The following is a 20,553-nucleotide window of genomic DNA, read 5'->3' as shown; positions in this document are numbered from 1 at the left end:
CAATGTCAGGACATTCTAAATGGTCAAATATTAAACATAGAAAAGGTAAAAATGATGCATTAAAAGCAAAAATTACCACAAAAATTAGTCGTGAAATCACAGTAGCTGTGAAAGCTGGTGGTACAGACCCAACAGGTAATATGCGCTTGAAGTTGGCGCTACAAAAAGCTCGTGAAAATAACATTCCTAAGGATAATATTCAACGTGCCATCGATAAAGGTGCCGGTGCAGGGGATGCGAACAATTACGAAGAAATTACCTATGAAGGATACGGCCCAGGCGGTGCTGCTATCCTTGTAGAAGTGATGACAGATAACCGTAACCGTGCAGCAGCTGATGTGCGTCATGCCTTCTCCAAACGTGGCGGTAACCTAGGTGAAAGTGGCTCTGTTAACTGGATGTTTAAACGCAAAGGTGTATTCGTGATTCCCCAAGAAGGCAATGATGAAGAGACATTGACATTATTGGCTCTTGACGCTGGCGCTGAAGACATCAAAGTAGAAGACGATGTATTCGTTATCTACACATTGCCAGATGATTACGATGCCGTAGAAGCTGCCCTAGCAGAAGCATCCATCGCTACAGATATGGCACAAATCACAATGGTTCCAGATACTAATATGGAATTAACCGGTGATGACGCAGTGAATATGCAACGAGTACTAGACATGCTGGAAGACTTAGACGATGTACAAGATGTGTATCATAATGCCATCATGGATGAGGAAGAATAATTTACTATAAAAATCCACCATTCCATGCTATACTATAAACAAGTAAATATTTTAGATTTGCAAGGGAGCCTATGTAATAGGCTGAGAAAGGACTATGAAGTACCTGACCTTTTGACCTGATCGGGATCATGCCCGCGTAGGAAGCACGCTGACATATGTGGGTATCGATGTAATGTCGATACCTTTTTGTGTATAGAGTACCCATAATAGGCTCCTTTGTAATGAAAGGAGCTTTTTATGTTTTACACACAAATGCAAGCAGCCCAAAAAGGCATTGTTACCGACGCGATGAAAGTGGTAGCAGAAAAAGAAAACATGGATGTTGAAGTATTACGAGAGTTAGTGGCAAAAGGACATGTAACAATTCCATGCAACAAACATCATACGGCTTTACAACCGGAAGGAATTGGTCAAAAGTTACGCACAAAAATCAATGTGAACTTAGGTACATCTAAAGACTGTACAGACTATGAAGAAGAAATGAAAAAAGTCCATCATGCAGTGGCATTGGGAGCTGAATCTATTATGGACTTGTCTACGCATGGTGATACAAAAGTATTCCGCCGTCTGCTCACCAAAGAATGTCCCGTTATGATTGGCACTGTGCCTATTTATGATAGCGTTATACATCACCAAAAAGATTTAGGAGAATTGACAGCTGAAGACTTTATTTCTACTATCCGCCTCCATGCAGAAGATGGGGTAGACTTTGTCACATTACATTGCGGGATTACGCAACATACAGTGGAACAAATTAAACGTCATAAACGAAAATTAAATATTGTCAGCCGTGGCGGTAGTTTAGTCTTTGCTTGGATGTCCATGACTGGTCAAGAGAATCCGTTCTATGAATACTATGATGAAATCTTGGACATTTGTGCAGAATATGACATGACCATTTCTCTTGGCGATGCATGCCGTCCTGGTTGCTTGGCAGATGCTACAGATATCTGTCAAATCGAAGAACTCGTTCGTCTTGGTGAGTTAACAAAACGAGCTCGTGAACGTGGTGTACAAGTGTTGGTGGAAGGTCCTGGTCATGTACCATTGAATCAAGTACAAGCCAACATGGAAGTGCAACAAACGATCTGCGATGGGGCACCGTTCTATGTGTTAGGACCATTGGTCACAGATATTGCACCAGGCTATGACCATATTACAGCGGCTATCGGTGGTGCCGTGGCAGCCATGCATGGGGCAGCCTTCCTTTGCTATGTAACACCAGCAGAACACTTAGCCTTACCTGACGAAAATGATGTAAAAGAAGGCATCATGGCTTTCAAAATCGCAGCCCATGCCGCAGACATTGCAAAAGGTATACCAAATGCACGAGACCGTGATGACCGCATGGCAGAGGCGCGCCAAAAACTCGATTGGGAAGCGCAATATGCAGTAGCACTAGATCCTGAAAAAGCTCGTCGTATCCGTGAAAGCCGTGCCCCAGAAGAAGGACATAAAGAAGCTTGTAGTATGTGTGGTAAATTTTGTGCCGTACGGAGCATCAATAAAGCCTTAGAAGGAGAGAAAATTGATATATTATAAATGAGAAACGAAACAGCCAACTCTTGGATAGGAGTTGGTTGTTTTATTGTATAGAGGATGTGAATGGATGAATCTAACCGATCAAAATATATTACGGATAAACTACAATTTATACGCTTTATATAGTTATCATTATTTAGAGATAAAAGCAAAAAATACATAGGAAATATCATGTGAAATAGTTGATTAGTCCTGATATTATGATGTATGATAGTAATAACATATATGTGTTTTAGTTATTTATGTGAGGTGTGCTATGAGAAAAAAAACAGCAGTCGCTCTTGTATTAGCTAGCGTATTTGCAGTCAATGCAGGTACTGCTACAGTAGAAGCTAGTTGGTTAAGTAAAACGTTAAAGAAATTAGACAATGCTTTGGGGGTTCCAGATAGTAATACACAGGTAACAAAACAGTCTGATGGAAAATTACAATTACCACAAGCTGGAGAACGATGGATTTTACTTTCCGAAAATAAATACTATAAAACATATGTAGATAGAACAAAAGTGCGTGCTGATGGAGAAGCTCAAAATCGAGTAGTATATGGTGTATTTAAACGTGAATTTACCCCTATTGGATCACAGTGGTTAGGTAGCGAGGGAGACGTTAGTCCAGATGTGGTAACAGTGGAATATTTACCATTAGCATATGGAGTTAATAAAACATTGGACTATTCAAGGAGAGAGTTTTCAATTGACCCATCCTATTATGATATCCATGGGAATTTAATTTGGAAAGGATATGCTGGGCATTTTACTATTTCTAATATAGAAGGTGTATATCTTGGTAACTATGTCCCTAATTCCGAAGAAGAACAAATTAAAGATAAACTCTTCCACATGTTCGGTTGGGATTACTAATAGTATATCGACAGCTGTGCTCTCATAAGTAAATAATGACTACTAGGGTACATAGATATAATGCATGATTTCCCCTTGCTTTCATCTCACATTTTGTGCTATACTAACCAAGTATGAATACACACGCAACTAGACTATCAGTTCTGTGCGCAATTTCGCGTTTGCTGAGGGATGAGAGTTGCGGAGGTTTTTTAACAGGAGGTGCCAACATGGCAGTAGTATCACTTAAACAATTATTAGAAGCTGGTGTTCACTTTGGACATCAAACAAGAAGATGGAATCCTAAAATGGCTAAATTCATCTTCACTGAACGTAATGGTATTTATATCATTGACCTTCAAAAAACTGTAAAAAAAGTAGAAGAAGCGTATGATTTCTTACGTGAAGTAGCTCAAGAAGGCAAAACAATCCTTTTCGTAGGTACTAAAAAACAAGCTCAAGAAGCTGTAAAAGAAGAAGCTCTTCGTGCTAATATGTACTTCGTTAATGAACGTTGGTTGGGCGGTATGTTGACTAACTTCAAAACTATCGAAGCTCGTATTAAACGCTTAAAACAATTAGAAAAAATGGCTGAAGATGGAACATTCGAAGTTCTTCCTAAAAAAGAAGTAATTCGTCTTCGTCATGAATGGGAAAAATTAGAAAAATATCTTGGCGGTATTAAAGATATGCCAGAAATGCCAGGTGCACTTTTCGTAATTGACCCTAAAAAAGAAAAAATCGCTATCGCAGAAGCTAAAAAATTAGGTATTCCTGTAGTAGCTACTGTGGACACTAACTGTGATCCAGACGAAGTTGATTTCCCTATCCCAGCAAATGATGATGCTATTCGTGCAGTTAAATTATTAGCTGGTAAAATGGCTGACGCTATTTTAGAAGGTCGTCAAGGTGAACAAGACGCTTTCGGTACAGAAACTGCTTCCGAAGAAGCTTAAGAATCTGTAAGATTATTTAACAATATATACAGACATAGTCTTAATTGATAAATAAGTAATAACGATGTAAAATTAAGGTAAGGCTAAGGTCTTACCTTAATTATTTATAGGAGGAAAAATCATGGCTCAAATTACAGCAGCTTTAGTAAAAGAATTACGCGACATGACTGGCGCAGGTATGATGGATGCTAAAAAAGCATTGGTAGAAGTTGATGGCGATATCCAAAAAGCAGTTGACTTCCTTCGTGAAAAAGGCTTAGCAGCGGCAGCTAAAAAAGCTGGTCGTATTGCAGCTGAAGGTGTAGTAGCATCTTACATTCATGGTGGTGGACGTATCGGCGTACTAGTAGAAGTAAACTGTGAAACAGACTTCGTTGCTAAAACTGATGATTTCCAAGCTCTTTGTAAAGATGTGGCAATGCAAATTGCAGCAGCTAACCCAACATACTTAAAACGTGAAGATGTTCCAGCTAATATAATCGAACACGAAAAAGCTGTATTGATGGAACAAGCTAAAGTAGAAGCTGAAGAAGACGTTAAAGCTGGCCGTAAACCAAAACCAGAAGCAGTTCTTGAAAAAATGGTAGCTGGCCGCGTTGAAAAATTCTATAAAGAAAACTGCCTATTAGAACAAGTTTTCATTAAAGACGGTGAAAAAACTGTACAAGCTATGATCAATGAAGCAATCGCTAAAATCGGTGAAAACATTAACGTACGTCGTTATGTTCGCTATGCTTTAGGCGAAGGTATCGAAAAGAAACAAGACGATTTCGTTGCAGAAGTTATGGCTACTGTAGGTAAATAAGTACGGAGATAAGAGAACACCGCAAGTGTTCTCTTATTTTTGAATTATTTGTTAGAAACGTCATAAGGAGAAGGACATGAGTGAACGTAAATTTAAACGTATCATATTAAAACTTAGCGGTGAGGCCTTAGCAGGTGATCAAGGATTTGGCATTAACCCGCAAGTGGTAGAACCATTGGCACAAGAGATTGCATCACTTTCCAAAGAAAGTGGTATTGAAATTGCTATCGTTGTAGGTGGTGGAAATATTTGGCGTGGTCTATCCGGTAGTGCTAAAGGTATGGATCGTGCATCTGCTGATTATATGGGTATGATTGCAACAGTGATGAATGCTATTGCATTACAAGATGCTCTTGAAAATGCAGGCGTAGCAACTCGTGTTCAAACAGCGATTGAAATGCAAGAAGTAGCAGAACCATACATTCGTCGTCGTGCTATTCGTCACTTAGAAAAAGGTCGTATTGTTATCTTTGCAGCAGGTACGGGTAATCCATACTTCTCTACAGATACAACAGCTGCTTTGCGTGCTGCTGAAATCGAAGCAGATGCTATTTTAATGGCGAAAAAATTTGCTGATGGCGTATACGATTCCGACCCTAAAACAAACCCAAATGCTGTAAAATTCGATGAATTAACATACATGGATGTAATCAGCAAAGAATTGAAAGTAATGGATGCTACATCAACTACATTATGTAAAGATAATCATATTCCTATCGTTGTATTTAGCATGGATATTCCTGGTAACATCACACGTGCTGCTAAGGGAGAAGCCATCGGTACTATCGTAAAATAAAAGGTGAACACTATGGAAATTAAAGAAATTATTAGCCGCGAAGAAGCGCGCATGGATAAAACAATTGAATCCTTAAAACATGAATTTGCTAATGTTCGCACAGGTCGTGCGCATACATCTTTGTTGGATTCCGTTATGGTAGATTACTATGGTGCCCCAACACCTGTTAATCAAGTGGCAAACGTATCTGCTCCAGATCCTCGCATGATTTTAATCGCTCCATGGGATAAAACTATGATTGGTGCTATTGAAAAAGCTATTTTAACATCTGATTTAGGATTAAACCCTAATAATGATGGTGAGGCTATTCGTTTGGCTATCCCTCAATTGACAGAAGAACGCCGTAAAGAATTAGTAAAAGTAGTAAGCAAAAAAGCAGAAGATGCTAAAGTTGCAGTCCGTAACATTCGTCGTGATGCTAATGATGCAATCAAAAAAGAAGAAAAAGCGAAAACAATTACTGAAGATGTATCAAAAGATGGACAAGAACAAGTTCAAAAATTGACTGACAAAAAAATTAAATTAATTGATGAACTTCGCGATATAAAAGAAAAGGATGTTATGTCTGTCTAATGGAACATACATCTATTTTGGGATTTCCATGGCAGCTTGCACAGTCTCTTTTGCAGGCTGCCTCTATCCCTTTTACTACAAAAATAGAAAAGAACTATAATCGGTTCTTTTCCATTTCTTCCGAAGAATATTATGTAGGCCGTGTCATAGTAAAAGAAGGCGCATGGGAGATAGTTCTCTTTCATCCTATGGTAGCCAGTCATGTGGCGCAGTCGAATGAGGTACAGTATGCTAAAAAACTTATGGAAGAAAAGTAAACATCAAGAGAGACCGACTATAGATCCAACGAATATTCCAGAACATATTGCCATTATCATGGACGGTAACGGTAGATGGGCAAAGCGTAAAGGCATGCCACGGAGTATGGGTCATCGCGCAGGTGCGGAAGTATTAAAGGATATTGTGAAAGCAGCCCAAGGATTTGGTGTGAAAGCATTGACTGTCTATGGTTTTTCCACTGAAAACTGGAAACGACCAGAAGAAGAAGTCAGCCTGTTAATGGGTCTTATTAAAGAGTATTTACTTTCAAATGTAAAACGTATGCATGCGGAAGGTGTGCGCATTCGTTTTGTGGGAGATATAACCAAGTTATCTGAAGAGTTACAAGGAATCATCAAAGAATCTGAGGAATTAACAAAAGATAATAAGGGAATCACACTGCAATTAGCAATTAATTATGGGGGACGTGATGAACTCACAAGAGCTACAAAACGGATTGTCCAAGATGTGGCAAAGGGTGCTATCACTGAGGAAGATATTACAGAAACATTGATTTCTTCCTACTTAGATACAAAAGAATTTGACCGTGTGGATTTACTGATTCGACCAAGTAATGATGCACGAATTAGTAATTTCTTGTTATGGCAAATTGCTTATGCAGAGTTCTGGTTTACCCCTTTGCATTGGCCAGATTTTACACCGCAAGTGTTGGAAGAAGCCATCTTGGCATACCAACAACGTGAGCGTAGATTTGGTGGTTTAAAAGAGGAGAAATAATATGTTAAAAACCCGTCTCATCACAGCTTTGATTGGCGTTGTCTTGCTGGCGGTTGCCATCACCTATGGGGGCCTGTTTTTTAATCTTGTGATGTCCGTGTTAGCTGTCATCGGTTGGGTAGAATGTGTTAGCTTATTTCGTCATATGAAACGGCGTCTATTACCACTGTGGGGTCTAATTTATATTGCCCTTGTATGCGGTTCCTTACTATTTGGTAGCTACCCATTAGCTTTATTCTTAGGAATTTTGGTGATGTTAGCTATGGTCATTGAATACACCTTCTGTAACGGGAAAAGAACTCTTTCAACAGTGCAATCTACGATTAGTAGTTTGTTGTATGTTACCAGTGGGTTTATCGCATTGATGGTGTTGCGTGATAATAGTATCTATGAAAATACCAGCTATTATGCAGGACAAGAAGGCTTTGGTACGGCTGTCATTTGGCTTGTGTTGATAGCTATTTGGGCTAGTGATACATTTGCTTATTTTGTAGGCCGTTCTTTTGGAAAACGAAACATTGTACCAACTATTAGTCCTAATAAAACATTGGAAGGTTTTATTGGTGGTTTCATCGGCTGTATTTTAACAGGGTGGATTGGATCTCTTTCCTTAGGATTACCGCTGAATTTTGGCGTTGGTATAGGTGTCATTGTTGGGATATTAGCACCGCTAGGAGATTTATTTGAATCAAAATTAAAACGTGAGGCAAATAAAAAAGATTCTGGCACATTATTACCTGGCCACGGTGGCGTATTAGATCGTTTTGATAGTCTATTATTTGCTGCACCATTAGTGTTGGCATACATTCTTATGCTGTAATGATTTAATTGTAGGGAGACCTTTATGAAAGCTATAAGTATCTTAGGCTCCACGGGGTCTATAGGAACACAAACTTTAGATGTGATTCGTCAACATTCAGATCAATTCCAGGCAGTAGCGTTAGTAACACATAGAAATATTGATTTACTAGAGCAACAAATTACCGAATTTAAGCCAATTATGGCGGGTGTTGTAGATGAAAAGGCATATATACAATTAAGAGAACGCTATGATGGACCCACAGAAATTATTGGTGGTAAAGAAGCCTTATCAGTAGCGGCAACCTTGCCTGAAGCTACGATGGTTGTCACTGCCGTAGTTGGTGCTGCAGGCATTGAACCTACCATGGCTGCGATTCGTGCACAAAAAACGATTGGCCTTGCTAATAAAGAAACTTTAGTGGCTTGTGGATCTTTAATTACAAAAGCTGCCCAAGACAATGGTGTTTCAATTTTACCAATTGATAGTGAACATAGTGCTATCTTTCAATGTTTGGAAGGGCAAGATAGAAGTAACGTAGAAAAATTAATCATCACAGCTTCAGGTGGTGCCTTACGTCACTGGAAGTCAAACGATTTATATGGGGCAACAGCAAAAGATTGTTTAGCGCACCCAACATGGAATATGGGAAACAAAATTACTATTGATTCCGCTACTTTATTTAATAAAGGCCTAGAGGTTATTGAAGCCCATTGGCTTTTTGACTTTGATTACAATCATATTGATGTAGTGGTACATCCGCAAAGTATTGTACACTCTATGATTCAAATGAAAGATGGTGCTATTTTGGCACAATTAGGGAATCCAGATATGCGTGAGCCTATCCAATATGCGATGACCTATCCGAAACGATATCCATTACAAATGGAACATTTAGATTTTACCAAGGGATTAGATCTTCAGTTTATGGCACCTCGGTGGGATGATTTTCCTGCCTTACGACTAGCTTTCACAGTGGGAAAAGAAGGCGGTTATGCACCTGCTGTATTTAATGCAGCCAATGAAATGGCTGTGTATGCCTTACTGCATGAACGAATTACCTATGGACATATATATGAAGTAGTTTCTACCGTTCTTGAACGCATGATAAATGGCGTACCTACATCCATAGAAGAAGTACTTGCTATGGATGCCTGGGCTAGACAAGAAGCTACCAAAGAAATACAAAGGAGAAGTGCATGTTAATTACAATTTTAGGAGCTGTCTTCGTATTCGGCGTTATAGTTATGATTCACGAATTGGGGCACTTTCTAACTGCGAAAGCCTGTGGCATGCGTGTTGATGAATTTGCTATCGGTATTGGCCCTAATGTCGTTCAAAAGCAAAAAGGAGAAACACTATACTCCTTGCGTTTATTACCACTAGGTGGATTCAACAAAATTGCTGGTATGGATCCATCGGAAGATGCTGGCGAACGTGGTTTTAATAGTAAACCTGTATGGCAACGATTTATCGTTATCGCTGCAGGTGCTACATTTAACTTTTTATTGGCTATTGTGATATACTTTTTTGTATTTGCGTTCCATGGAACCACAATACCATCTCAGGAACCGATTATTGGAGATATATTAGCAGGAAATCCAGCGGCTACCGCTGGTATCCAAAAAGGAGACAAAATTGTATCCATTAATGGTCAATCCATTAAAGAATGGAAAGATATTACAGAGTCTTTAAAAGGTCATAGCAATCATGTAGTGTCAGTTATTTTAGATAGAAATGGTGAGACTATATCTACGACAGTGATTCCTCGTGAATCTGGTGATAGAGCCGTTATCGGAATCAATCCAGTATTGGAAGTAAAAGAGTATAGTATTGGCGAATCTGCGGTGCATGCTGTATCCCACACTGGATCTACCCTTACTGATATGGTACAAGGATTGTGGAATATTGTAACAGGACATAGTAAAGGCGATGTAGCGGGTCCTATCGGTGTAGCACAAATGGCAGGGCAAGTAGCACAACATGGTTTTATCAGTTTGCTACTATTTACTGCATTATTGAGCTTAAACCTTGGAGTTATCAACCTATTGCCAATTCCCGTCTTAGATGGTGGCCACTTGGTGTTATTAATTCTAGAAGGAATTACAGGCCGTAAACTACCAGAGAAGGCATTACAATACATCCAAATGACTGGTGTAGGCCTATTATTATTAGTGTTTGTATATTCTACATTCCAAGATATTCTACGATTATTTTAGAGGTATCCCATGATAGAACGTAAACCGACAAAAGGTATTCAAGTGGGTACCGTCCATATTGGTGATAACGCACCTGTCAGTATCCAATCTATGATTACTACAAATCCTGTGAAAGTAGAACAATCTATTGAGGAAATCAATCGCCTAGCTACTGCTGGTTGTGAATTGGTTCGTTTAGCTGTTCCTGATATGGCTGCAGCAAAAGCAATTAAAGATATCAAAGAGCGTGCGATGATTCCATTAATTGCGGATATCCATTTTGACTATCGGTTAGCACTGCAAGCTATTGACAGTGGGATTGATGGGCTTCGCATTAATCCAGGAAATATAGGTAGTATCGATAATGTGATAAAAGTTGTGGAAAAAGCGAAACCAAAATTGATTCCTATTCGTATAGGTGTCAATGCTGGTTCTTTACCACAGCATGTATTAGATGCCCATGGTGGACATCCTACAGCGGATGGTATGGTGGATACTGCCTTAGAACATATTCGTATTTTAGAATCTTTAGAATATGACCAAATAAAAGTTTCTATTAAAGCTACAGATGTACCTTTAATGATTGAAGCATACCGCAAATTATCTAGTAAAATACCATATCCATTGCATTTAGGTGTAACGGAAGCAGGCACTATCAAACAAGGAACGATTAAATCGGCTATCGGTATTGGAACACTCTTAGCAGCTGGTATCGGTGATACCATTCGTGTGTCCTTAACGGGCGATCCAATCCATGAGGTAGAAGTAGCAAAAACTATTTTAAGTTCTTTGGAACTTCGTACCTTTGGAGCGACTATGATTTCTTGTCCTACCTGTGGCAGATGTCAAGTCAATTTATTCAATATGGCAGACATTGTTGAAGAACGTTTGAAGGCTATAAAAGCCCCAATCCGTGTAGCTGTTATGGGATGTGTAGTAAATGGACCTGGAGAAGCACGAGAAGCTGATTTTGGTATTGCAGGAGGTAAAGGACAAGGTATTATTTTCCGTAAAGGAAAAGTATTAAAAACTGTACCAGAACAAGAGTTGGTAGATACCTTATTTGCTGAAATCGATCAATATCTTTTAACGTTAGAAGATAATTAAGAGTATGAATCATATAGAATATAAAGGAGTATGTTATGTTAGCAAGTCGCTTATATGCACCGACATTACGTGAAATGCCTTCCGATGCTGATGTAATCAGCCAACAGTTAATGTTGCGTGCAGGTTTTGTTCGTAAAGTAGCAGGTGGATTATATACTTATTTACCATTGGCTTGGCGCAGTATTCATAAAATTAATGAAATCATTCGTGAAGAAATGGAAGCTATAAATAGCCAAGAAATCATGATGCCAATCTTACAACCTAGTGAACTATGGGAAGAATCTGGTCGTTGGGCTGCGTATGGCGCAGAAATGATGCGCATTTCTGATCGTCATAGCCGTGAATATTGCTTAGGACCAACTCATGAAGAAATGGTAACTAATCTAGTTCGAGGAGAAGTCAATTCCTATCGTCAATTACCTTTAAGTTTATATCAAATTCAAAATAAATATCGCGATGAACGTCGTCCACGCTATGGATTGATGCGTAGCCGTGAGTTTATCATGAAAGATGCCTATTCCTTTGACATCGATGAAGAAGGTATGAGCAAGTCTTTTTGGGATATGTATGAGGCATATAGTAAAATTTTCAAACGTTGTGGCTTAACATGTAAACCAGTAGAAGCAGATAATGGTGCTATTGGTGGTTCTGGTAGCTTTGAGTTCATGGCTTTGGCGGAATCCGGCGAAGCAGATGTTATCCACTGCACAAAATGTGATTATGCTGCAAATATTGAAATTGGCCAACCAAAAGCATTGGAAGTGGATACAGAAGAAACTAAGGCATTGGAAACAGTATCTACACCAGATGCTAAGTCAATTCAAGCGGTAGCCGATATGTTACAATTACCATTGGAAAAAACAATTAAAGCAGTAGTCTACAACATTGAAGGTAAAGTTATTCTTGCCATTGTTCGCGGTGACCATGAAGTGAATGAAATCGCTGTACAACGAGCTGTAGAAGGTGGCATTGAACCAGAAATGGCAACCCCAGAAGACTTAGCACGTGTAGGATTAACAGCTGGATTCATTAGCCCAGTGGGACTTTCACAATCAGAAGAGTTTGCCATTGTAGTGGATGAAACAGTGATGAACTTACATAATGTATGTGGTGGTGCTAATACAGCAGATGCGCATTATATCAATATCAATCCTAACCGAGATTTCAATGTAGATGATATCATTGTGGCACCAATTCGTTTGATTACTCTCGATGATCCATGCCCTAAATGCGGTGGTCAACTTCGCATCGATAAAGGTATCGAAGTAGGTCAAGTATTTAAATTGGGTACGAAGTACTCTGAATCTATGAATGCCACAGTATTGAACCAAGGTGGCCGTCCAACTCCATTCCAAATGGGTTGCTATGGTATCGGTGTAGGACGTACATTGGCAGCTGCTATTGAACAAAGTTATGATGAAAATGGTATCATTTGGCCAGTAGCGATCGCTCCATTCGAGGTTGTTATCGTTCCAATTAATGCGAAAGATGATGCTTTGATGGAAGTGAGCGAACGCTTGTATAAAGAGATGAAACAAGCTGGTGTTGATGTACTATTGGATGATCGTAAGGACCGTGCAGGTGTTAAATTTAAAGATGCAGATTTGATTGGCTATCCTGTACGCATCACGGTAAGTAAAAATACTATCGAATCTGGCGAAGTAGAATTACGTATTCGTAAAGATGGTTCTACAAGCACTCTTAAAATTGATGAGGTAAGTACCTCTGTACAAGGATTACTTCGTCTGTTGAAAGATGGATATAGCATTTAATTGCACACATTGAACTGCATAGAATAAGAGAGAACGACTCATCGAGGATAACTTGATGAGTCGTTTTAATTACAAAAAACCGCTTATTCATGCCGTTTGTGAACACTTACGAACACTTATGAATAAGCGGTTATCTTGTTTTGTATTGTGGTGGAGACGAGGGGAGTCGAACCCCTGTCCAAACATGTTGCCCCCTAGACCTCTCCGAGCGCAGTTGATGTTTTGAACTTCAAATAGTGTTTGGACATCAACAACCTAAGCTATTCTAGCTCATGAGATTTAACTAGCTCTAATTGAGCGGATAGAACTAGCTAGCCCGTAGTTTGACGCCACATCCCTCTCTACGGGCGAGAGAAGGTGTGACGTAGCTTATGCAGCTAATGCAAAATTTTCTTCTGCGTTTAATTTAAGTTTCACTGTTTTATGGTCAAGTGAGACACCAGCTCGCTTTCTAAGATACATCCATACCTGTCGAAACCTTTACGTCCCCATATGTAATTATTGTCTTATAATTATATAGATATATCTTGTGAAAGTCAAATGTAATATGTACTTTTTTTTAAAGATAGTGTATACTATTAAATATCATTCCTAGTACAGAGTCACAGGAGGAATCCTATGTCATATGAAACAGAAACAGTAGCTGAGTTTGAACGGTTTTCATCATTATCTGATGAAGAGATTGTTGATATCTATCAACGTGAAAACAATCATTTTGCTACTGATTATATTGTTCAACGATATAAAAATTTTGTACGCTCTAAAGCTAGGTCCTATTTTTTAATGGGTGCTGATAAAGAAGATATTATTCAAGAAGGTATGATTGGTTTGTATAAAGCAACAAGAGACTATAATCGAGACCGTGAGGTCAGTTTTAAATCATTTGCTGAATTATGTATTACAAGACAAATCATTTCTGCTATCAAAGGGGCGAGTCGTCAAAAGCACATTCCTTTGAATTCCTATATCTCTTTAAATAAACCAGCCTATGATGATTCAGAGCGAACTTTAATAGAAGTACTGGAAACAGAAAAAAATTTAGACCCAGAGGAAGTAGTTATTAATAGAGAGCAATACGCTCTTATTAAAGAAGTGATGGAGGCTGTTCTGAGCCCTCTAGAATGGGATGTATTACGTGGATATATGGATGCCAAATCCTACCAAGAAATGGCAGAAGAACATCATCGTTCTATAAAATCTATTGATAATGCATTGCAACGAGTAAAGAAAAAAATGGAAGTTTACTTCGGGCATAACCGTTAATACAGAAAGGAAGAGATTCATGAGAGATTTTCTAATGGTTGTTGAAATTATTATTTCTATTCTTTTAATTGTGGTAGTAGTAGCACAGACCGGTAAAAGTGCAGGTATGGGTGGTGCTGTTTCTGGTGCAGCTGATTCCGTATTCGGTGGGAAAGAACGTGGTGTAGATGGATTCTTATCACGGTGTACAGTTGTGTTAGCGACACTATTCATTTTAGTTAGCTTAGCATTAGATTTAGTGTTAAGTTCTTATTAATACACAAAAAACCCTACCCTATGGTAGGTTTTTTTTATAGATATATTGAGGTACTATGAGAGACGAAATCTTACAATTTTTTAGAGATATATGGCCTGAATCTTATCATATAGAAGATGTTCCTTTCATCTTGGGCTATAAAGATGAGGAAATTAAAGCATATTTTTCTATTTTACATGATTTAGAAACTGCAGGCTCTATTTGCATTAAAGATGGTGAATATGCAACCTATCAAAAAACAGAAAATAGGAAATTACTAGGTATCTATAAAGCTAGTAAAAAAGGGGTTGGATTTGTTATACCTACAGAGGGACACTTACCAGATGTATTCATTCCCAATGGTTGTTCAGGCACAGCCATGCATGATGATGAAGTAGAATATATAATCAAACGGAAAGGAACTAGTGAGCGAAAAGCAGAAGGTATTATCCATCGTATTGTGACTCGAAATACGAATCGTGTAGTAGGTGTTTTTGAGCGTCTAAAAACAAGCGGATTTGTTACACCTCATAATGAACGATTAGGTGAGGATATTTATATTCCTTTAGAAGCTACTTTAGATGCTAGAAGTGGTGCTACCGTAGTGGTAGAATTAACTGCTTGGCCAGAAGAAAATCGTAAAGCAGAAGGAAAAATTGTGGAAATCGTTGGGGATAGTTCTACCCCAGATTTAGATGTCTTGTCAGTGATGGCTACCTTTAATTTGCCAAAAGAGTTTCCAAAAGATGTGCAAGAAGAGGCCCGGAAGATTTCTTTCACAGTTACTGATGATGCAGACCGCTTAGATTTGCGCCACCAAGAAATGATCACCATCGATGGAGAAGATGCGAAGGATTTAGATGATGCTGTGCATGCGAAAGTATTGGATAATGGCAATATTGAATTGGGGGTTCATATTGCAGACGTCAGCCACTACGTGCCAGCTGGATCAATCATTGACCAAGAGGCATACCGCCGTGGCACCAGTGTGTATTTGGTGGATCGTGTGATCCCTATGTTACCAGTGGAGCTATCAAACGGTATTTGTTCCTTACAAGCCAAGGAAGATCGCTATGCCATGTCCTGTATTATGGAAGTAAGTCCTCAAGGTAAAGTGTTGCGCTATTCCATAAAGCCATCCATTATTCATATCACTCGTCGTTGTAGCTATAAGGAAATCTATTTAGCTTTAGAAGAAAACATCATTCCTGATGATTTGGCACCACTCATGGCAATGGTGCGGACCCTAGAAACATTGGCATACCAATTAATGAAGATGCGTCAACAAGCAGGGGCCATAAGTTTTGAATTCCCAGAATACAAAGTTCTTTTAGATGCTACGGGCATACCGCAACGAATCGTACGAAAAGATAGAACCATTGCGGAAAAATTAATCGAACAATGTATGTTATTAGCCAATGAAACGGTAGCTACATTTCTTAGTGAACGATTAGATACTTCTGTGTATCGTATTCATGAAGAACCAAAAGATACGAAGTTAGAACAACTTATTACGGTATTACACCATGCAGGATATCCTGTAAAACTGCCGACTAAGGTTGAGCCTAAGCATATTGAGGAGTTATTACAATCTGTGGCTGGTACAGAGATTGAACCTGTGGTACAAATCATGGTCCTTCGTTCTATGCAACAAGCAAAATACAGTTCAGAGAATATGGGACACTTTGGTCTGGCCTCTTCTACGTACACCCATTTTACATCACCTATCCGTCGCTATCCAGATTTGATGATTCATCGACTATTGCGCTATGTCCTAGAAGGCAAACCAAAACGACTCGCGCCGATTGCTGATGAGTCCTATTTAACACATAGTGCCAGTCATTGCTCAGAGCGTGAACAAATCGCTACAGAAGCAGAACGGGAAACTTTGGATATGAAAAAGGTTCAGTATATGGCACAATATGTTGGTGAAAGTTTCGAGGGACATGTAAGTTCAATTACTGCCTTTGGTTTATTTATTGAACTTAATAATGGGGTAGATGGTTTAGTACCGTATAATTTAATGGATGATGACCATTATGTCTTTGACGAGCCACATTATATGGCCTATGGTAGACGAAGTGGAAAGGAATATCACTTAGGTACACCGGTGACAGTAACATTGATTAAAGCTGATACAGAGCTTCGGCAAATCGATTTTGTCATTGGTGAAGTGGAATCCATTGATGGATACTTACGGCGAGGACAAAGTCGTGAAGAGTCACATTCAAAACCAAAACGGGGAAATAGAAAATCCTATAAGAAGCCAAAAGAAGAGAAACGAAAAAGTCGAGATAGACAAACTCATGATATAATAGAAACGACAGGTACCACGAAAGCGGTAGAGCAAATGCTACGCAGGTTGGATGCAAAAAAGAAAACAGCATTTTATGAAACGATACACAAAAAAAGTAATCATAAAAAAGGAAAGAAACAGAGGAAACGGTAATGGCGAAAGATAACAATGCATTAATTGTAGATAATCGCAAAGCTAGGCATGACTTTCACATTCATGAAACCTATGAAGCAGGGATTGCCCTTACGGGAACGGAAGTGAAATCCATTCGAGCTGGGCGCATCAATTTAAAAGACAGTTTTTGTCGCATTGAAAATGGGGAACTTTTCCTATACCAAGTGCATATCAGTAAATACGAGCAAGGCAATCAATTTAATCATGAGCCAGAACGGACACGTAAATTGCTTATGCATAAACGGGAGATTCATAAATTATTAGGGCAAGTAAAAGAAAAAGGTTATTCTTTGATTCCCTTGAACTTTCACTATAGTCATGGATATGTTAAAGTCACTATTGGCCTTGTGACAGGTAAGAAAAATTATGATAAACGACAAGATATGGCGGAACGTGATGCAAAACGTGATATTCAGCGCCGTATGAAAGAACAAAATCGTTAAGAAAGGAAAGTCTATGTTAGTCGATTTCCACATGCATACGAATGTATCAGATGGTACATATATGCCAAGAGATTTGGTGGCATTAGCAAAGGAAAAACATTTACAAGCTATTTCTATTACAGATCACGATGAAGTAGGAGCCTATGCGCAATTAACGACAAATGATAGAACAGGGATTCAAATCTTTCATGGTTGCGAGTTTAGTACCTATTACCATGAAAAAGAAGTTCATGTGTTGGGATATCAGTTTTCCTTAGAGCATCCAGAACTACAGGATTATATTTCTCATTTTAAAGAAGTACGACGCTCTAGAATTCATAAAATGGTAGATAAATGTGCGGACGCAGGCTATGATATTTCCTACGAGGAATTAGTAAATACATTCACTGATGCAGTGTCCTTTGGACGCCCTCATATTGCGCAACTACTTATTGCTCATGGGTATGTGGAAACCGTAGGAGAAGCCTTTGATACGATGTTAAACCCAAAAGGTCCTTGCTTTGTACCAAAAGAAAAGTATGAGCCTCAACAAGCTATTGATTTGATTCATCGTGCTGGTGGTATAGCTGTACTTGCGCACCCGAAACTAGTAGAGAATGATACCTATGTGAATGAGTTACTAGACCTACCATTTGATGGTGTCGAGGTGTATCATTCTAGTCATTCCACCAAGGATAGTACTAAATATCGCAAGATTGCAGAGACTCGTGGATTGTTAATATCTGGTGGATCCGACTTTCATGGCATTCAAGATCGTTTCCCTGAAAGTATCGGTCTTGGAGAATACGAAATACAACATGAGTGGGTAGCTAATTTTATGAAAGCCTTACAAGGCGCATAGAGGTGTAGTATGGATGTAATCGCATTTATTGGCCCTAGCGGAACAGGTAAAAGTCATAGAGCATTGGTGGTGGCACATGAACATCACGCATCTTGTATCATTGATGATGGAATTTTAATTCATAATAATCGCATTGTAGGTGGTTTTTCTGCAAAAAAAGAAGAAAATCGCATTAAAGCAGTTCGACGTGCTATCTTTCAGGATAAAAAACAGGTAGAAAGCGTAAGAAAAGCGCTAGATGAAATTCAACCAGAACGCCTTATGATATTAGGTACGTCGGAAAATATGATTGGAAAAATTACAAAAGCCCTCGGCATCCCTGGGCCGTCCTATTATATCCATATTGAAGATGTAGCCACCCCGAAAGATATTGAAAAAGCACAACACGCTAGATTAAAAGAAGGAAAGCATATTATTCCCGTTCCAACTGTTGAATTGAAGCCTCATTTTAAAGGCTTTTTAATTGACCCTATTAAATCTTTCTGGCGAAGAACTAGATTATCTTCGAAACAAGATGAAGGATGGGAAAAATCTGTTATCCGTCCAGCTTTTAGCTATTATGGAAAACTAGTTTTTGAAGATGCAGTGATTCAAGCACTCATCAGGAATAGCATTGAAAAATCTCCAGGTGTGACAGATGTACGCAGTATGGACATTAAGAAAAGTAAAGAAGTCACTAATGGTTTAATCTTACAAATTGACGTTACCGTTATGCTAGGATTCGTGGTAAAGGAAATCATGGATACCTTGCAAAAAACGATACGTCAAGAAATTGAATATATTACAGGCATGTCTATCGAAAGGCTTGCCATTAAGGTAGGTGGCACCATTGAGCCATCAAAAGTAAAATACAAGCATAAGGAGTAATATGAAGTCATACTATATTTATACATATGGTTGCCAAATGAATGAAAGTGATTCAGAACGATTGGCACATCAATTAGAGTCTGTTGGATATGTACCTACAGAAGATGTAGATTCATCGGATTTGATTATTTTAAATACTTGTTGCGTTCGTGAAACAGCGGAAAATAAAATTTATGGCCGTATTGGCGAGTTAAAGCATTTGAAAGAAAAGAATAAAAACTTAATCATTGCCATCACTGGCTGTATGGCACAAAAAAACCAAGCGGATATGTTCAAACGAGCACCTCATATTGATATTGTATTGGGTACGCATAATATCCAACATATCAATGAAATGGTAAAAGAAGTGCAACGTACGAAAAAACGCCAAGTCAATGTAGAAATGGATAACACTGTATTACCAGAACTGGCGGCGAAACCAAATGGTACTTTCTTTGCGTGGGTACCAATTATGAATGGTTGTAATAAGTTCTGTACCTACTGTATCGTACCTCATGTGCGGGGCCGTGAAATTAGCCGTCCTGTAGAGGCCATTGTGAAGGATGTGCGTGAACTAGGTGAAAAGGGCTTTAAAGAAGTCACTTTGTTGGGACAAAATGTAAACTCCTATGGTTTGGATTTTAAAGATGGTACAGACTTTGGTACTTTAGTAGATGCCTTAGATGGCATACCAGGTATTGAGCGTATTCGTTATATGACAAGCCATCCCCAAGATATGACGAAAGGCATGGTAGATGCCTTAGGTCGTTCTTCTAATATTGTGACGCAGTTGCATTTACCAGTGCAGTCTGGATCTGACAATATTTTGAAACGCATGAATCGTCATTATTCTGTGGAACAATATAAAGATTTGTTGCAATATTGCCGTAAAAAAATCGATGGAGTTACTATCACTACAGATATTATTGTGGGTTTCCCTGGAGAAACAGAGGAAGATTTCCAACAAACATTGCAATTATTGAAAGACGTACGCTATGATATGGCATTTACTTTCATTTATTCCAAACGCTCTGGTACACCAGCAGCGGAGTTTGAAGAACAAGTGCCTGAGGAAGTGAAACGTGTTCGTTTACAAGCCTTAATGGACGTGCAAAACGAGATTTCCCTCGAGTTGAACCAAGCCATGGAAGGTAAGGTGTACGATATTATTGTAGAAGGACCTAGTCGTACCGATGAAAACATGTGGTTTGGTCGTACATCGGGCAATAAAATGGTCCTATTCCCTAAACAAGAATCTCTAAAAATTGGGGATACCATCGATGTACGTATCGATAAAGGGCAAACGTGGGTATTATACGGCACTGTACTATAGAAAGGA

General features: G+C 38.9%; 21 protein-coding genes, 1 other RNA gene and 1 riboswitch. Of the genes, 21 read left to right on the top strand and 1 reads right to left on the bottom strand.

Translation table 11 applies throughout. From position 1 onward, the window contains the following. Positions 1-2 precede the first annotated feature (2 nt). The 14 genes from EO119_RS00870 to EO119_RS00805 all read left to right on the top strand — a co-directional run bounded on the left by EO119_RS00870 (position 3) and on the right by EO119_RS00805 (position 13,116). Positions 3-734: a YebC/PmpR family DNA-binding transcriptional regulator gene (locus EO119_RS00870; RefSeq protein ID WP_126940343.1), complete on the top strand. Its 732-nt coding sequence runs from the start codon at positions 3-5 to the stop codon at positions 732-734. Between the two features lie 51 nt (positions 735-785). Then, positions 786-894, top strand: a riboswitch (TPP riboswitch). Between the two features lie 77 nt (positions 895-971). Continuing rightward, a complete protein-coding gene (gene thiC / locus EO119_RS00865) occupies positions 972-2,276 on the top strand; it encodes a phosphomethylpyrimidine synthase ThiC (RefSeq protein ID WP_126940342.1) in 1,305 nt (434 codons plus the stop codon). A gap of 256 nt (positions 2,277-2,532) precedes the next feature. After that, a complete protein-coding gene (locus EO119_RS00860) occupies positions 2,533-3,135 on the top strand; it encodes a hypothetical protein (RefSeq protein ID WP_126940341.1) in 603 nt (200 codons plus the stop codon). A gap of 209 nt (positions 3,136-3,344) precedes the next feature. Beyond that, positions 3,345-4,070 (top strand): 30S ribosomal protein S2, encoded by a 726-nt coding sequence (rpsB, locus tag EO119_RS00855; RefSeq protein WP_062402636.1) that lies wholly within the window; start codon positions 3,345-3,347, stop codon positions 4,068-4,070. Between the two features lie 121 nt (positions 4,071-4,191). Beyond that, positions 4,192-4,875: a translation elongation factor Ts gene (gene tsf, locus EO119_RS00850; protein WP_009352758.1), complete on the top strand. Its 684-nt coding sequence runs from the start codon at positions 4,192-4,194 to the stop codon at positions 4,873-4,875. A gap of 76 nt (positions 4,876-4,951) precedes the next feature. Continuing rightward, entirely contained in the window at positions 4,952-5,671 is a 720-nt protein-coding gene (gene pyrH, locus EO119_RS00845) for a UMP kinase (protein ID WP_126940340.1), read from the top strand. Positions 5,672-5,683: 12 nt separating this feature from the next. After that, positions 5,684-6,244 (top strand): ribosome recycling factor, encoded by a 561-nt coding sequence (frr, locus tag EO119_RS00840; protein WP_009352764.1) that lies wholly within the window; start codon positions 5,684-5,686, stop codon positions 6,242-6,244. Beyond that, positions 6,244-6,501, top strand: coding sequence for a hypothetical protein (locus EO119_RS00835; protein ID WP_126940339.1), 258 nt, complete (start codon positions 6,244-6,246; stop codon positions 6,499-6,501). The genes frr and EO119_RS00835 overlap by 1 nt, the downstream gene beginning before the upstream one ends. Continuing rightward, positions 6,473-7,240 (top strand): isoprenyl transferase, encoded by a 768-nt coding sequence (locus EO119_RS00830; RefSeq protein ID WP_126940338.1) that lies wholly within the window; start codon positions 6,473-6,475, stop codon positions 7,238-7,240. Before EO119_RS00835 ends, EO119_RS00830 begins: the two co-directional genes overlap by 29 nt. A 1-nt stretch (position 7,241) precedes the next feature. Further along, positions 7,242-8,060: a phosphatidate cytidylyltransferase gene (locus tag EO119_RS00825; RefSeq protein WP_126940337.1), complete on the top strand. Its 819-nt coding sequence runs from the start codon at positions 7,242-7,244 to the stop codon at positions 8,058-8,060. 24 nt (positions 8,061-8,084) lie between these two features. After that, positions 8,085-9,245: a 1-deoxy-D-xylulose-5-phosphate reductoisomerase gene (locus EO119_RS00820; protein ID WP_126940336.1), complete on the top strand. Its 1,161-nt coding sequence runs from the start codon at positions 8,085-8,087 to the stop codon at positions 9,243-9,245. Beyond that, entirely contained in the window at positions 9,239-10,258 is a 1,020-nt protein-coding gene (gene rseP / locus EO119_RS00815) for an RIP metalloprotease RseP (protein WP_126940335.1), read from the top strand. The genes EO119_RS00820 and rseP overlap by 7 nt, the downstream gene beginning before the upstream one ends. 9 nt (positions 10,259-10,267) lie before the next feature. Then, the gene (gene ispG, locus EO119_RS00810) at positions 10,268-11,344 is read left to right on the top strand and encodes a flavodoxin-dependent (E)-4-hydroxy-3-methylbut-2-enyl-diphosphate synthase (protein ID WP_126940334.1); all 1,077 of its coding nucleotides are present in this window, start codon (positions 10,268-10,270) and stop codon (positions 11,342-11,344) included. Positions 11,345-11,379: 35 nt separating this feature from the next. Beyond that, positions 11,380-13,116 (top strand): proline--tRNA ligase, encoded by a 1,737-nt coding sequence (locus EO119_RS00805; protein ID WP_126940333.1) that lies wholly within the window; start codon positions 11,380-11,382, stop codon positions 13,114-13,116. Positions 13,117-13,264: 148 nt separating this feature from the next. On the opposite strand, the gene ssrA is transcribed toward EO119_RS00805, so the two are convergent. Then, positions 13,265-13,606, bottom strand: a transfer-messenger RNA (tmRNA) gene (ssrA, locus tag EO119_RS00800). A 128-nt stretch (positions 13,607-13,734) separates the two neighbouring features. Between ssrA and sigH the strand changes: the two genes are divergently transcribed. From sigH to miaB, 7 genes are read left to right on the top strand one after another with little or no spacing between them, the layout of a single operon-like run. After that, positions 13,735-14,379, top strand: a complete 645-nt coding sequence (gene sigH / locus EO119_RS00795) for an RNA polymerase sporulation sigma factor SigH (RefSeq protein ID WP_062402655.1) — start codon at positions 13,735-13,737, stop codon at positions 14,377-14,379. Positions 14,380-14,398: 19 nt separating this feature from the next. Further along, positions 14,399-14,635, top strand: coding sequence for a preprotein translocase subunit SecG (gene secG, locus EO119_RS00790; RefSeq protein ID WP_038144301.1), 237 nt, complete (start codon positions 14,399-14,401; stop codon positions 14,633-14,635). A gap of 55 nt (positions 14,636-14,690) precedes the next feature. Next, entirely contained in the window at positions 14,691-17,063 is a 2,373-nt protein-coding gene (gene rnr / locus EO119_RS00785) for a ribonuclease R (protein WP_126940332.1), read from the top strand. Further along, positions 17,063-17,527, top strand: a complete 465-nt coding sequence (gene smpB / locus EO119_RS00780; RefSeq protein WP_126939072.1) for an SsrA-binding protein SmpB — start codon at positions 17,063-17,065, stop codon at positions 17,525-17,527. The genes rnr and smpB overlap by 1 nt, the downstream gene beginning before the upstream one ends. 13 nt (positions 17,528-17,540) lie before the next feature. Further along, positions 17,541-18,368, top strand: coding sequence for a PHP domain-containing protein (locus EO119_RS00775; RefSeq protein WP_062402657.1), 828 nt, complete (start codon positions 17,541-17,543; stop codon positions 18,366-18,368). Between the two features lie 9 nt (positions 18,369-18,377). Continuing rightward, complete coding sequence (locus EO119_RS00770) at positions 18,378-19,235, top strand: hypothetical protein (RefSeq protein ID WP_009352777.1); 858 nt, start codon at positions 18,378-18,380, stop codon at positions 19,233-19,235. Between the two features lies 1 nt (position 19,236). Beyond that, a complete protein-coding gene (gene miaB / locus EO119_RS00765) occupies positions 19,237-20,547 on the top strand; it encodes a tRNA (N6-isopentenyl adenosine(37)-C2)-methylthiotransferase MiaB (RefSeq protein ID WP_126940331.1) in 1,311 nt (436 codons plus the stop codon). Positions 20,548-20,553: the final 6 nt, after the last annotated feature.

The sequence above is a fragment of the Veillonella sp. CNR 79/14 genome, assembly GCF_003992185.1.
GTDB lineage: Bacteria > Bacillota > Negativicutes > Veillonellales > Veillonellaceae > F0422.
The sequence above is the reverse complement of the archived record's forward strand: the minus strand, read 5'-3'. Positions and strand labels throughout refer to the sequence as shown.

What these genes read in the sequence shown, in the direction of transcription:
- EO119_RS00870 (WP_126940343.1), top strand. Translation starts at nt 3, where the DNA reads ATGTCAGGACATTCTAAATGGTCAAATATTAAACATAGAAAAGGTAAA.
- thiC (WP_126940342.1), top strand. Translation starts at nt 972, where the DNA reads ATGTTTTACACACAAATGCAAGCAGCCCAAAAAGGCATTGTTACCGAC.
- EO119_RS00860 (WP_126940341.1), top strand. Translation starts at nt 2,533, where the DNA reads ATGAGAAAAAAAACAGCAGTCGCTCTTGTATTAGCTAGCGTATTTGCA.
- rpsB (WP_062402636.1), top strand. Translation starts at nt 3,345, where the DNA reads ATGGCAGTAGTATCACTTAAACAATTATTAGAAGCTGGTGTTCACTTT.
- tsf (WP_009352758.1), top strand. Translation starts at nt 4,192, where the DNA reads ATGGCTCAAATTACAGCAGCTTTAGTAAAAGAATTACGCGACATGACT.
- pyrH (WP_126940340.1), top strand. Translation starts at nt 4,952, where the DNA reads ATGAGTGAACGTAAATTTAAACGTATCATATTAAAACTTAGCGGTGAG.
- frr (WP_009352764.1), top strand. Translation starts at nt 5,684, where the DNA reads ATGGAAATTAAAGAAATTATTAGCCGCGAAGAAGCGCGCATGGATAAA.
- EO119_RS00835 (WP_126940339.1), top strand. Translation starts at nt 6,244, where the DNA reads ATGGAACATACATCTATTTTGGGATTTCCATGGCAGCTTGCACAGTCT.
- EO119_RS00830 (WP_126940338.1), top strand. Translation starts at nt 6,473, where the DNA reads ATGCTAAAAAACTTATGGAAGAAAAGTAAACATCAAGAGAGACCGACT.
- EO119_RS00825 (WP_126940337.1), top strand. Translation starts at nt 7,242, where the DNA reads ATGTTAAAAACCCGTCTCATCACAGCTTTGATTGGCGTTGTCTTGCTG.
- EO119_RS00820 (WP_126940336.1), top strand. Translation starts at nt 8,085, where the DNA reads ATGAAAGCTATAAGTATCTTAGGCTCCACGGGGTCTATAGGAACACAA.
- rseP (WP_126940335.1), top strand. Translation starts at nt 9,239, where the DNA reads ATGTTAATTACAATTTTAGGAGCTGTCTTCGTATTCGGCGTTATAGTT.
- ispG (WP_126940334.1), top strand. Translation starts at nt 10,268, where the DNA reads ATGATAGAACGTAAACCGACAAAAGGTATTCAAGTGGGTACCGTCCAT.
- EO119_RS00805 (WP_126940333.1), top strand. Translation starts at nt 11,380, where the DNA reads ATGTTAGCAAGTCGCTTATATGCACCGACATTACGTGAAATGCCTTCC.
- sigH (WP_062402655.1), top strand. Translation starts at nt 13,735, where the DNA reads ATGTCATATGAAACAGAAACAGTAGCTGAGTTTGAACGGTTTTCATCA.
- secG (WP_038144301.1), top strand. Translation starts at nt 14,399, where the DNA reads ATGAGAGATTTTCTAATGGTTGTTGAAATTATTATTTCTATTCTTTTA.
- rnr (WP_126940332.1), top strand. Translation starts at nt 14,691, where the DNA reads ATGAGAGACGAAATCTTACAATTTTTTAGAGATATATGGCCTGAATCT.
- smpB (WP_126939072.1), top strand. Translation starts at nt 17,063, where the DNA reads ATGGCGAAAGATAACAATGCATTAATTGTAGATAATCGCAAAGCTAGG.
- EO119_RS00775 (WP_062402657.1), top strand. Translation starts at nt 17,541, where the DNA reads ATGTTAGTCGATTTCCACATGCATACGAATGTATCAGATGGTACATAT.
- EO119_RS00770 (WP_009352777.1), top strand. Translation starts at nt 18,378, where the DNA reads ATGGATGTAATCGCATTTATTGGCCCTAGCGGAACAGGTAAAAGTCAT.
- miaB (WP_126940331.1), top strand. Translation starts at nt 19,237, where the DNA reads ATGAAGTCATACTATATTTATACATATGGTTGCCAAATGAATGAAAGT.